The sequence below is a fragment of the Nitrosospira sp. CT genome (assembly GCF_059489795.1).
Genome location: NZ_JCAHZJ010000032.1, coordinates 1 through 12,208, shown reverse-complemented (window position 1 = coordinate 12,208; position 12,208 = coordinate 1). Strand labels below are relative to the sequence as shown.

At 54.5% G+C, this 12,208-nt stretch carries 12 protein-coding genes; 6 read left to right on the top strand and 6 right to left on the bottom strand.

Going from position 1 to position 12,208, the window contains the following annotated elements; genetic code table 11:
* Nucleotides 1-82: 82 nt before the first annotated feature.
* The 5 genes from AC52W5_RS05335 to cysS form a co-directional block, all read right to left on the bottom strand.
* Nucleotides 83-1,837: a tetratricopeptide repeat protein gene (locus AC52W5_RS05335; RefSeq protein ID WP_495670245.1), complete on the bottom strand. Its 1,755-nt coding sequence runs from the start codon at nucleotides 1,835-1,837 to the stop codon at nucleotides 83-85.
* Nucleotides 1,838-2,044: 207 nt separating this feature from the next.
* Entirely contained in the window at nucleotides 2,045-2,839 is a 795-nt protein-coding gene (locus AC52W5_RS05330; RefSeq protein ID WP_495670244.1) for an EI24 domain-containing protein, read from the bottom strand.
* Nucleotides 2,840-3,088: 249 nt separating this feature from the next.
* Nucleotides 3,089-3,703, bottom strand: a complete 615-nt coding sequence (locus AC52W5_RS05325) for a hypothetical protein (RefSeq protein ID WP_495670243.1) — start codon at nucleotides 3,701-3,703, stop codon at nucleotides 3,089-3,091.
* Nucleotides 3,690-4,082 carry a DUF5675 family protein gene (locus tag AC52W5_RS05320; RefSeq protein WP_074972918.1) on the bottom strand — a complete coding sequence of 131 codons (393 nt, stop codon included), beginning with the start codon at nucleotides 4,080-4,082 and terminating at the stop codon, nucleotides 3,690-3,692. The genes AC52W5_RS05325 and AC52W5_RS05320 overlap by 14 nt, the downstream gene beginning before the upstream one ends.
* Before the next feature lie 125 nt (nucleotides 4,083-4,207).
* On the bottom strand, nucleotides 4,208-5,605 hold the full coding sequence (cysS, locus tag AC52W5_RS05315) for a cysteine--tRNA ligase (RefSeq protein ID WP_074972920.1): 1,398 nt from the start codon (nucleotides 5,603-5,605) through the stop codon (nucleotides 4,208-4,210).
* An 88-nt stretch (nucleotides 5,606-5,693) separates the two neighbouring features.
* Between cysS and AC52W5_RS05310 the strand changes: the two genes are divergently transcribed.
* From AC52W5_RS05310 to AC52W5_RS05285, 6 genes are all read left to right on the top strand, one after another.
* A complete protein-coding gene (locus tag AC52W5_RS05310) occupies nucleotides 5,694-6,878 on the top strand; it encodes a L,D-transpeptidase Cds6 family protein (protein ID WP_495670242.1) in 1,185 nt (394 codons plus the stop codon).
* Entirely contained in the window at nucleotides 6,875-8,116 is a 1,242-nt protein-coding gene (locus AC52W5_RS05305; RefSeq protein WP_495670241.1) for a L,D-transpeptidase family protein, read from the top strand. The genes AC52W5_RS05310 and AC52W5_RS05305 overlap by 4 nt, the downstream gene beginning before the upstream one ends.
* 114 nt (nucleotides 8,117-8,230) lie before the next feature.
* Complete coding sequence (locus AC52W5_RS05300) at nucleotides 8,231-8,854, top strand: peptidylprolyl isomerase (protein WP_495670240.1); 624 nt, start codon at nucleotides 8,231-8,233, stop codon at nucleotides 8,852-8,854.
* A gap of 1 nt (nucleotide 8,855) precedes the next feature.
* Nucleotides 8,856-9,350 (top strand): peptidylprolyl isomerase, encoded by a 495-nt coding sequence (locus AC52W5_RS05295; RefSeq protein WP_495670239.1) that lies wholly within the window; start codon nucleotides 8,856-8,858, stop codon nucleotides 9,348-9,350.
* Nucleotides 9,351-9,363: 13 nt separating this feature from the next.
* On the top strand, nucleotides 9,364-10,020 hold the full coding sequence (locus AC52W5_RS05290) for a PEP-CTERM sorting domain-containing protein (RefSeq protein ID WP_495670238.1): 657 nt from the start codon (nucleotides 9,364-9,366) through the stop codon (nucleotides 10,018-10,020).
* A 91-nt stretch (nucleotides 10,021-10,111) separates the two neighbouring features.
* Entirely contained in the window at nucleotides 10,112-10,936 is an 825-nt protein-coding gene (locus AC52W5_RS05285) for a M48 family metallopeptidase (protein WP_074972931.1), read from the top strand.
* Between the two features lie 152 nt (nucleotides 10,937-11,088).
* Here AC52W5_RS05285 and AC52W5_RS05280 read toward each other — a convergent pair.
* Nucleotides 11,089-12,208, bottom strand: a 1,120-nt coding sequence (locus AC52W5_RS05280) for an Ig-like domain-containing protein (RefSeq protein ID WP_495670237.1), incomplete at its 5' end; no start/stop codon positions are given.

The window sequence follows — 12,208 nt, the reverse complement described above, 5'->3', positions numbered from 1 at the left end:
CCATACCGGGAAGGTACGATCTGGATTAAATCCGGCTTCAGGGCCTGTTTTGTGATGAATCAGCCGATATTGCTTGCTATCGCTATTGCCCCGCCACTGTCATAGGCGAAAAAACACACCCGAAGCGGGAGGCGCTGAGTTTCACGTCCGCCCGTACCCACGCCTTATTGAAACGCTCTTCAATCAACGCCGCCCCCTCGTTTTTGCCCTGCGCCCGCAGAGCCTGCAACAAGCCATAAAGCGCCCATCCATTGTTGCGATTGCGCCGCAGGTCTTCCCAGTATACTGTCTCGGCTTCGGCGGGATGTCCTGCTTCGATCAACAGGGCCCCCAGCGTCAACCGCGGGGGCGCTTGCCATTCCGGCGGCTCGGTGTAAGCCAGTGAATCCTCGAGACGAACCGCCTGCTCCAGATACGCAATGGCGGAATCGAACTGTCCGCGCGCAGCGGCAATCTCGCCGGCGAGGACCGCGGGACCGATGCTCAAAACCGAGCGCGCTGTATTGACGGAAAGAAGTCTCCCATCGAGCGAGTCATCCTTCATGATCCCCCGTAAAGCAGCCAGCTCCTGCTCAGCCTGGGGCAGCTGCCGCTTGGCGACAAAGGCAAGGCCCCGTGCATAGTGCCATCCGCCTTTCAGAAATGCATTGCTTGAGGGAGGCTCCGGTTCCTGAAGCATTTCGTCCCACTTGCCAAACCTTGTAAGCGCCCAATAAGGTACCACCCGGAATATTCCGGTCATGGGCATTTCTTTCAAAACTGCGTCGTCGATGGTGCTCGCGACCTCTCTTGCCGATTCGATCGCCAATTCGCTTTGGCCATCGGCAGTGGCAACAGCCCAGAGGAAGTGAATATTGTGGGGAAAATAGGCCATCGCATAAAAGCCATGCTCATGCTGCCGGACGAGATATCTCACATCGGCCGCGATTGCACGCTGATTGGCATTTATGGCATCTTCGTAGCGGCCCACGCGCAGGTAAATGTGCGACGGCATATGTATCAGGTGACCGGCGTCGGGCATCAGTGTTAGCAGCGTATCAGCTGCCCGCTCGGCTCGCTCCGGCATGTTGGTCGGTTCCATGAGGTGGATATACATGTGTGTCGCGCCGGGATGCCGGGGATTGCCTTGCAGCACATTCTCGGTAACTGCGACGATTTCCTTTGTCCCTTCCATCGGATAGTCATCGCGCATCCAGTAACCCCACGGACTGGTATCCATTACCGATTCTACAAAAAGCATCGCGATATCCTGATCACCGCGAAAACGCCGATGCACCTCTCGCATAGCATTTGCATAGGCCTTGTCGTTGGCCTTTCTATCTTCGGGATTGCCGGTGTACCGCTTTTCCAAAGCCCCGATCAACGCACGCTCCCTGTCAGACGCGCTTGAACCGAGAGAAGCGGCCCTTCTGATCAGTTCCAGCGCCAACGCTTCGTTTTTTGCCTCCATGGGCGCGTTGATATTGGGTCCGAGCACGAGCGCCTGCCCCCAGTAAGCCATTGCGAGAGCAGGATCCAGCCGCGCCGCTTCCCTGAATGCACGTCCCGCTTCCGCATGATTGAAAGCATAGGAGAGATTCAGGCCCTGATTCATATAATGCTGCGCCAACTGGTTGCCGGTACTGACGGGAAACGTATGCGAACCGAGATTCAGCAGGCGGGGAGCTCCGTAATCAGCGTCCATTCGCTCACCCGATCCTTCCTGACGACGAGTTGCGTGGTCTCCGGCAGGCTCTCCGATCTCGCTGCTTTGTCCATTCTGGGCAAAAGCGCCGGAGGTTGTCCCGATCACGGACATTATTACCAGGGCAATGAAATAAAGAACGTAGGCTTGCATTGATCTCTCCTTGTCAGCCGGTTATCACAGGTTCGACTGCGTCTGATCGAACTCCGAAAACCGCATTTTAGTATTTTGATATGCAGCAATAACGAGACAATAAATAAATAACCCCAACTCAAAAAGCGTTATAAACGAATATCCACATATTCACCCGTAAAATTTTTGCTGCCGGAGCGCGGATCTTCCGGACATGACGGATTTGACTCATAGCGGCAACTCGTGGGGCAACTCGGGCAACTCGTGGCGCAGTTCCGACAGGCGGGCCAGGCAAAAATGAATGAAGGCCAGCCCTGCCAGCACAGCGGCAAACAGGTTTAAAATCGGCACGAATTGCACCAGACCTGCGAGCAGCCCCAATCCCCACAACAGAGACCGGTCCCTGGAAAATATAGCTCGCATTTCTTCCTGGGTGGCATGTTCCGCCAGTGCATCATAGCGAAACAGGCGCTGGTTCAGATAGGCGGCAGCAATAAACGGGATAACCACGCCTGCACCCGCCAGCCATAATGGAAGGGTAACCAGCCAGATGGCAATGAAAATGGCAAGAGCAATCCCCGCATTGAGCAGACTGCCGGCGAGCGTCCCGCCTTTTTTGCGCTTGAGCAACGGATAGTCGCGACGCGCGACCAGGCCGATCAAGGCAGGCATCGCGAACAGGGCAGTAATCACGAGTGCGGTCACAAAAACCAGCGGCACAAACAGGATCAGATGTGCGATCGCCTGGATTCCATAGGCGATCCATCTCGGTTCAACGCCTTCAAGCCAGGTCTGGATACCGATCGCCGTCAGCGCCTCGGCTATCCAGCCGGAGAAGGTCCCCCAGAAGGCCACGCCCAGAACCACCCACAGCAGACTTGCTGCGAGAATAGGCCAGACGATGATCCATAACACCTGAAACTGAAACAAATCACGAAATGCCCGTGATAACGCCTGAAATATCGACTCCACACTTCCCCCTTCCAAGTACCGGAATTCGGCCATGAACGAGAGAGTCGGCATTATATAAACCGCCGAATTGGCTGTGGCTCGTCTTCTCCCGCACCTTTCAATCCAGTTCAAAAATCACAACGAACTCATGGTAAGCCACGAATGACTGCACGCCCCCCAATCCCACTGAGCCCTCACTCTACTTGATTTATAGTTGAAAAGTTCAGCTATGGCTGGAATGACGATACACAGCATGATAGACGGAACAATACACGGCAGAAGCGGCAGCGATGAAAGGGGATTAAAAGCTTAACTGCTCAACTATTCGATTCCGCCCTCACATCGAGGGTCCCAGTCATACGCAAACGCGTTGTACCACGTGCTATGTTCCCAGATTTCACTGCATATCTCACCACAGATTTTTCGCTCGAATCCGCACATGCCCCCCAGCCGGAAATGTGCCGTATAGGCTCCTGCCGCGTCGCCTCCCTTCAGTTCGATAACCACGTGGCCATTCTGCTCAGAGACATGCAGCGAACGGGTATTGGTAAGATCCCTATAGAATTTCTCCGGGATGTGGAACCGCTGTCCGTCGATGAAAACAAGAAAAGCTTCAGTCACGAACCGCGGTACACCGCTATCCATTCCCCATGTGCCACCGTCGGTTTCACGGCACTCACCGCTTTTACACTTGCGCTCACGAAAAATCACCTCTACCTTTTTACCGGAGGGAAGAGCATGGTTTTTTTCGTGCTGAAAGGGCGGCGCTTCTTTTTGCGCGAGAACCGTGTCGGATGCGAAAAAGGATAGACCGATCAACGCAACGGAGAAGAGGGTAAAGCGCAAGACACTTCGTTTCAAGGGACTCAACATCGTTGGATTGATGCGTAGAGCATTGCTGCCGCCTGCCGCACTGCTCCCCCTACTCGATTTCAATGAATATTTTCTGGGTCTCGGCTGCGGTTTTCATTTTCTCAAACAGGCGAGCGAAAGCAACTCTGCTTTGTCCGATGCAGTCGACACCTTTGGTTTCACCCACCAATATGCACCCTTCTGTATTCGCCGGTATATTGCCGGGATGTATCCTGACGCCTTCAAAATTTGGCACGTTCAAAAGAAGCGGAAGGGGTTTTTGAAACCTCTGGGAAAAATTTATGACAACCTCATATTGCCCCGCGGGAATCGCAGTCTTGCCCTTGATCTTCACAGGCCTCACCTTGTCTTCCAGTGTGTAGCACTCGAACCGTCCATCGACTGACAGCTCACCTATCGTACTGTCATCGGAAAATTCCAGTCTTTTTACACACAGATCCATTTCGCTTCTCCTTCATATTTATACTTATATTGGAAAGGATAGCCGATGTGGAGGATTTCACCCGGCAAATTTGACCCGGCAAATAGGGAGAGCCAGGACTGCCATCCCGTCGATCCATGGAGTACTCAGAGAGTGGATAGACTCGTTGCCCTCCGCCAGGTAGTGCCATGAGGCCCGTCTTCCAGAATGATGTTAGCCTCCATCAATTCCTGGCGAATGCGATCCGCCTCCCGGTAATCCTTGTTGGCGCGCGCAACCAGCCGCTGTTGAATCAACTGCTCCACCTTTTCAGGTGCAAATGCGGAATCTTCCGTGGAACCCGCTTGCTGGAAATATTGCCGGGGATCCTGCTGGAGCAATCCCAGCACCCCGCCCAGGGCTTTCATCAAGGCGATATCCCTGGGTAGTCGGGTTTTATTGACTTCGGTAGCGAGGTCGAAAAGTACGGCAAGAGCATCCGGCGTGTTGAAGTCATCGTTCATCGCTTCCCGGAAACGCGATGCATATGGGTTATCCCAGTCTATTTCGACTTCGTCGTGGGCTCCACTTCCCTTGAGCGCGGTATATAGTCGATCGAGAGCTCGTCCGGCGTCTTCCAGTTGCATATCCGAATAGTTGAGCGGGCTGCGGTAATGAGCGCGGAGAATAAGAAAACGTACCACCTCCGGCTGAAAGTGGAGGAGGATTTCGCGTACGGTAAAAAAGTTGCCGAGCGACTTGGACATCTTCTCGTCATTGACTCGCACGAAACCATTATGCATCCAGTAGTTGACAAAAGGATGCCCGTGCGCCCCCTCGCTTTGTGCAATTTCATTTTCGTGGTGGGGAAACTGCAAATCCTGGCCACCGCCATGAATGTCGAAGTGCTCCCCCAGATAATGCTCGCCCATGGCCGAGCATTCGATATGCCAGCCCGGCCGCCCCGGTCCCCACGGTGAATCCCACCGGGGTTCGCCGGGCTTTGCCGCTTTCCACAGCACGAAATCCAAGGGGTCGTTTTTATGCGGATCGACAATTACCCGTTCGCCTGCCCGCAGCTCATCAAGGGATTTCCCGGAAAGCTTTCCATAACCCGGAAACCGGTGAACCGCATAATATACGTCGCCATTGGAAGCGGGATACGCCAGCTTTTTATCCACCAGAACCCGGATCATGGCAATCATGTCTTCCACATGGCGAGTGGCACGCGGCTCCCATGAAGGCGGCTCCACCCCAAGTGCTGCGGCATCCTCCTCCATTGCCTGGATAAAACGCGTGGTCAGCGCTTCAATAGATTCGTTATTTTCCTGCGCACGCCTGATAATTTTGTCATCAATATCGGTAATATTACGTACATAAGTTACATCAAAAAGGTTGGCGTGAAACCAGCGCTGCACCATATCGAATACCACCATCACGCGTGCATGGCCGAGATGGCAGTAATCGTAGACGGTCATTCCGCATACATATATTTTGACCTTGCCTGGCGTTAGCGGGATAAACTCCTGTTTTTCTCTAGTAAGAGAATTATGAATTTTAAGCATCTGGGGGAGATTTTGAATTGAACAGGCTTCTTGGTAGAATCTTGCGGACGCTGAGGGCACTACTTACAGGACGGAGAAGTATAGCACAATGAAAACGCTGGATTTTCGCCGGGCAGGTGCGCGCATTGCCTTGGTCGTGCTGTTCGCTGCTTGTCCGGTTGCGTTTGCTGATGAAAACGACGAGGTGGCCAAACTATACCAGCAGGGCAACCTGGACAAGGCACTGGAACAGGCAAACGCGTACCTCGCCCTCAAGCCCCAGGAGCCACAAATGCGGTTTCAGAAGGGGTTGATACTGACCGAGCAGCAGAAAATTCCTGATGCGATCAAGGTCTTTTCTTCACTATCGGAGGACTACCCCAATCTGCCCGAGCCGTATAATAACCTGGCGGTACTCTATGCCAGCCAGGGCATGTATGAAAAGGCGAGGGGGGCGCTGGAGGCAGCCATACGCACCCACCCCAGCTACTCCATCGCGCACGAGAACCTGGGCGATATCTATGCAAAACTGGCCAGCCAGGCCTACGGCAAGGCCTTGCAACTGGACCAGAGCAACGCGGCGGCCCAGACCAAGCTTGCGATGATCAAGGATTTATTCATCGGCAAATCTGGCGCGATAAGAACTGCATCCGCGGCCACTACTGCGCCGGCGCCGCCTGCTTCAGCCGCCACTCCATCTCCGGCCCGCTCCGCTGCCGCCGCAATGCCATCTCCCACTCCGTCATCTCCCACCCGATCCGTTGCTCCTGCGGCGCCCTCTGCTGCCACGTCTACTGCTCCCGCAACGCCGCTTGCTTCCGTCCACGCCGCGCCTGGCAAGGCGCCGCAAAAATTAGCGGAAAAAAAAACTGAAAAGGCGGAAAAATCAGCACCGGGAAAGATAGCAGCGGTTGAAACACATCCACCGGAAAAGAAATCCGGTGTTCCGGATGAATCCGACGATATCATCAAAACTGTCAATGCGTGGGCCAAGGCATGGTCCGACAAGAATGTGACGGCATACTTCGCATTCTACGCGAGTGACTTTCAAACCCCTCGTGGCGTCAAACGCACAACATGGGAAAGAACGCGGCGTGACCGCATCATCAAGCCAAAATCCATCCAGGTGGAAATCACTCACCCCAAGGTAACTTTAATCAATCCCACACGCGCGAAGGTAAGCTTCAGGCAGCTCTATCACTCCGACGCATTCAAACACGATTCGTCCAAAACACTTGAAATGGTTAAAACCGATGGGAAGTGGCAGATACGGCAGGAGCGCCCCGGGAGATGAATGTGCAAACCCCGCGTGCCGGATGCACCCGGCGGCTGATAACCACGCTTGCCGGAATAACTGCAGCAGCGCTTTCGCTCTGGATTACCGCCGCGCTGGCCGAGGAAGCCTCGGGCCTATCCACTGCCTCCATGACCGGACCGGAATCGATGCTCGTCAAGAGTCTCCAGGAAATCTCCGAGAGCCGCATGGATTCCGCATTAAACGGAATCGAGCAGCTGCTCAAGACCAACCCTAATTTCCGGCTTGCTCATCTAATCAAAGGTGACCTGCTGCTGGCGCGCGCCCGCCCCATCCACACCATTGGCGAAACAGGGATGGCAATACAGCAGCCTATCGACGATTTACGCGACGAGGCAAGAGCGCGGCTTCAACGCCATCTGGCGCCGATACCGGTCGACATGACGCCCAAGTATCTGCTGCAAATGCCGCCTGAGCAGAAATACGCAATCATTGCCGACACCGGCAGATCGCGGCTATATCTCTACAAGAATGTCGATGGAAGCCCGCGCTATCTGGCGGATTACTACATCAGCACAGGCAAGAACGGTTCGCAAAAGCTGAAGGAGGGAGATAAAAAAACACCCATAGGCGTCTATTTCGTTACTGACAACCTGCCGCGTCAAAGGCTTTCGGATTTTTATGGAGGCATGGCGTTCCCCATCAACTATCCGAACGAATGGGACAAAAAGCACGGACGCAGCGGTTATGGCATCTGGCTGCACGGCACTCCTCCGGATACCTACAGCCGTCCGCCCCGAGCGAGCGATGGCTGCGTAGTACTTGCAAACGATGACCTGAGTGCATTGGCGTCAACGCTTCAGGTCGGCATCACATCCGTCATCATCAGCGATCAGATGGAGTGGGTCAAACCTCACGATGCCGCCGCGTTGCGCAGGAAACTGGCCCAGCACCTAGAGAGATGGCGGCGGAGCTGGGAAAGCGGAAATATGGATGATTACGTCGCCATTTATGGAAACGACTTTTCCAGTGGCGAGCAGAAGCTGACGGAATGGATGCAAGACAAACGGCAGGCAGGTGCGGAAAAAAACCAGGCCAAAGTCGGCATCAGCAATGTGGGCATCTTTCTTTACCCCGGAAGGGACGATCTGGCGGTAATCAATTTTGATGAAGAACATTCCAGCAATGATCTTTCCAATAAAATCAAGAAACGCCAGTACTGGATGAAAGAAGATAAAAGCGGATCCTGGAAAATCATTTACGAAAGTGCGGCATAATCAGGAAGTCATGACTGCCTGCCCTTTCTTCACACACATGTCACTCGAGGATAGGTCGAGCAGGAGTCGACGGGTACATAATCGATAATTTTTCCACTCTTATTACTGCAGCCAATGCATATTTTCAAAGTTTTTTCAGCCTTCGCGCTCTCTTTCAGCTTCACCGCCCTTGCCGCAAATTCCCCGGCAAGCTACCCGCAAGTTGAAATAAAAACCAGTCTCGGTAAAGTAGTACTGGAGCTCTACCCCGACAAGGCCTCAAAAACCGTCGACAATTTTTTACGCTATGTGAAGGATGGGCACTACACCGGCACCATATTCCACCGTGTTATCCCGGGATTCATGATCCAGGGCGGCGGATTCGACAAGTCTTTCAAGCAGAAACCTGCCAGGCCTCCTGTTGAGAATGAGGCGGCCAACGGCCTCAGGAATGAGATTGGAACGATTGCAATGGCGCGCACCATGGACCCTCACTCAGCCACCGCACAGTTTTTTATCAATGTGGCCAATAATACATTTCTTGATCACACCTCGCCTACCCCGCGCGGTTATGGCTATACCGTATTCGGTAAGGTCATTGAGGGAATGGACGTTGTCAACAGGATTGCTGCTGCCCCCACCGGTTCTGGCGGGCCATTTCCAGCCGATGTGCCAAAGGAAACCGTAGTAATTGAGGAAATGAAACTTATTGCAAACCCCTCTCTTACCTCCCCCATTCACCCACAAAACAGGGACTGACATGATCAAACTGCACACAAATTACGGTGACATCACGCTCGAACTCGATCGGGAAAAAGCGCCGGTAACTGCCCAGAATTTTATAGACTATGTAAATAGCGGGTATTACGACAACACGATATTTCACCGCGTGATTGACGAGTTCATGATTCAGGGGGGCGGTTTCGAACCGGGTATGATCCAGAAAAAGACTCGCGCCCCGATTGCAAATGAAGCAGGCAATGGTCTCAAGAACGATAAATACACGATTGCCATGGCGCGCACCTCTGATCCACATTCAGCAACCGGTCAATTTTTCATCAATGTCAAGGATAACGATTTTCTGAACTATAAATCGCCCACAGCGCAAGGCTATGGCTACTGCGTGTTCGGGAAGGTGGTAGAAGGCATGGATGTAGTGGACAAGATCAAAAAAGTTAAAACGGGCACACGCAGCGGTCATCAGGATGTGCCAGTAGAAAATGTGATACTGGAGAAGGCAGAGATAATTCAATAACGCTGTTAACATCGTGAACACGTCCGCACCTAAAACTTTTTTCTCGCTTGGATTTGCGATCGCGCTGTGGCTGGCGGCCCCGGCTTTGCACGCCCTCCCTTTTGCAGACACGGTAGTCAGCTTTACCCCCGGAGACAGCGGCTCCGGTGTGGAGGACACCAGCGACGGCGCTTATACAGGTCTGGTGGGAGAAGGCGAATTTGATGCCCGTGCAGTAACGGCCCTGGATGGAGCGGTGTTCGGACTGGGTAGCACAGCCGAAACATCCGGATCCATAACTTTGCGCTTCAGCGACGGTGAGGTGGTGGATGGGCCCGGCGCGGATCTGCGGTTGTACGACACGTTCAGCTTCCGGGACGGGGTCAACGTGGAAATAAGCGCGGATGGGACACACTTCATGAACGCCTTTCTCTCCGCCGGGGATTTGTCGTATTTTAGATGTTCTCTTCAGCAGCCTTGCACTGCCGATGTAGACATTGCAGACCTCCAGCTGGATGCGTTCAGCTACCTCAAAATCACTACCGCGGGTACCATCGCCCTAGGCTTTCCAGGAGCCTATACGCTGGATGCCGTGGAGGCGCTCCACTACCGTCCCAACACGGTTCCCGAGCCCGGAACACTTGCATTGTTCGGCCTTGCTGCCCTCGGTCTGGCTTTTGTTCGCCGGTAATGACTGAATTGCAGGTTGAATTGCGCTCGAACCGCCAAGGAATGGGCGCCGCGGGCTGTCTTATCCAGTTTATCTTTTATTGGGAGAAATTATGTCCATCCTGTCCACCTTCAGGCTCCTCATCGCGCTATCGATCAGTGCCTGGCTGGCAATGCTTTCCGGTTGCGCCACCACCACGGCAGGCGGTGCGGTTGGCGCAAACCGTTCCCAGCTTTTGCTCATATCCTCGGAACAGCTGGAGCAAACGGCAGCGCAAGGCTATACCCAGCTGAAAACAGAAGCGACCCAAAAAGGCGCCCTGAATACCAATGAAAAACTGCTGGAACGAGTGCGCGCTATCGCTCGTCGCATCGAACCGCAAACAGGCATATTCCGAAAGGACGCTCCCGGGTGGAACTGGGAAGTCAATGTGATCGACAGCGATGAGCTTAATGCTTTTTGCATGCCTGGCGGAAAAATCATGTTTTATTCCGGGCTGATCAATCAGCTCAAATTAACAGATGAAGAAATCGCCGTGGTGATGGGGCATGAAATTGCCCACGCCCTGCGCGAGCACTCGCGCGAGCAGGTGTCGCAGGCTATTGCGGCGCAAACGGCACTGGGAGTGGGAACCGCAGTGTTCGGTCTCAGCCAGACTACCGCCCAGCTCGCCGGCATCGGCTATCAGGCGTTCATAGCCACCCACTTCAGCCGCACGGATGAGGCCGAGGCGGATCGCATCGGGCTCGAATTGTCGGCTCGTGCTGGTTACAATCCCCGAGCCGGGGTCACACTGTGGCAAAAAATGATCAATGCCAATGCGGGAGGACAACTGCCGGAGTTTCTGAGCAGTCACCCTGCTGATTCCACCCGCGTGCAGCAGATCGAGTCGCTGCTGCCAGTCGTCATGCCGCTTTATGAAGCAGCCCGCCGGTGACGGCTAAAGTTGGATTAGCCGTCCTCAAAGCAAGCTGCTTGCGTCGGTAAGCCACCGCGTCACTCCGGGAAACAAAAACAAAGCCGGGCCTCCTTCCCTTCCTTCCTTTGGCCCGGCTTTGCCAAGCCAGAAGAACGGTCTACCGGCTCCCGCTACTTGACTACCATCACGTTGACGGATGAGGATGCGCTATTTCCCGCTGCATCCTTGGTGACTACCTGGACAGTATGTGCGCCTGCCACAACGTTGCGTATATTCCAGTTGTAACCCAGCGTACTTCCCTTTCCGGTAGCCTTGAGCGCACCGTCGATGTAGAGCATATGGGTGATTCCCGAGGCGCCGCTATCGTCGCTCGCATTCACGCTGATTGGAACGTTGTTGCCCGAGACATTGCCTGCCACCGGATTGATTATCTTCACCCGCGGAGCAGTGGCATCCTTGATCACCGTGGTCGTTCCGTTTGCCACGTTCACCGATACGGCAGTCGAAGCCTTGGAATTGCCGGCTGCGTCGAACGCATAAGCGACCAGGCTTACCATGCCGTTGGTCACACCCGTCGAATCCCAGATGAAGGTGAACGGCGCCGAGGTATCAACCGCCACCGTCGTGCTGTTTGCTCTCAGCTCCACCCGCGTCACCCCGACATTATCGGTAGCTGTCACATTCACTCCAACCAGGCCCGTCACGCTTGATCCGCCAGCAGGGGAAGTAATGGAAACCGCAGGTGCCTGTGTGTCGCCGGCGATCACTGCTGAAGCCGCCGCCTGCACCGCGCGTGCAGCATCGACCCGTCCATAGCCATAATAGGGATCGCGCCCGGCCGTACCCAGGTCCACCGCCGTGGAATACAGCAGGCTCTCGATCTGGGTATTGGGTAATGCCGGTTTGGCCGCCATCATGAGTGCCACCACGCCAGCTGTTACCGGGCTGGAGAACGACGTGCCGGAAGGCGCGCCATAACCGCCCCCCATAGTCGTCGTCCATATCCCAGCGCCAGGCGCGGCAAGGGAGATGTAGTTTCCGTAGCTCGACCAACTGGCTCGGAAGTCGTTCGAATCTGTAGCGGCTACAGCTACCATCGATGTCGTTACTGCATAATTCTGGAGCACCCCGGTATTTCCGCCACTCACGATAACCAGCCCACCTTTATCCTTCATGTATTGCGCGGCGCTGCGGGTGCTCGAACTGTCAGTCAATCCAAGGAAGCTGGCATTGGCGACACGAACTCCGCGGTCTGCCGCATAGATGAGCCCTTGAGAAATCGCACTCCAG

What these genes read in the sequence shown, in the direction of transcription:
- AC52W5_RS05335 (WP_495670245.1), bottom strand. Translation starts at nt 1,837, where the DNA reads ATGCAAGCCTACGTTCTTTATTTCATTGCCCTGGTAATAATGTCCGTG.
- AC52W5_RS05330 (WP_495670244.1), bottom strand. Translation starts at nt 2,839, where the DNA reads ATGCCGACTCTCTCGTTCATGGCCGAATTCCGGTACTTGGAAGGGGGA.
- AC52W5_RS05320 (WP_074972918.1), bottom strand. Translation starts at nt 4,082, where the DNA reads ATGGATCTGTGTGTAAAAAGACTGGAATTTTCCGATGACAGTACGATA.
- cysS (WP_074972920.1), bottom strand. Translation starts at nt 5,605, where the DNA reads ATGCTTAAAATTCATAATTCTCTTACTAGAGAAAAACAGGAGTTTATC.
- AC52W5_RS05310 (WP_495670242.1), top strand. Translation starts at nt 5,694, where the DNA reads ATGAAAACGCTGGATTTTCGCCGGGCAGGTGCGCGCATTGCCTTGGTC.
- AC52W5_RS05305 (WP_495670241.1), top strand. Translation starts at nt 6,875, where the DNA reads ATGAATGTGCAAACCCCGCGTGCCGGATGCACCCGGCGGCTGATAACC.
- AC52W5_RS05300 (WP_495670240.1), top strand. Translation starts at nt 8,231, where the DNA reads ATGCATATTTTCAAAGTTTTTTCAGCCTTCGCGCTCTCTTTCAGCTTC.
- AC52W5_RS05295 (WP_495670239.1), top strand. Translation starts at nt 8,856, where the DNA reads ATGATCAAACTGCACACAAATTACGGTGACATCACGCTCGAACTCGAT.
- AC52W5_RS05285 (WP_074972931.1), top strand. Translation starts at nt 10,112, where the DNA reads ATGTCCATCCTGTCCACCTTCAGGCTCCTCATCGCGCTATCGATCAGT.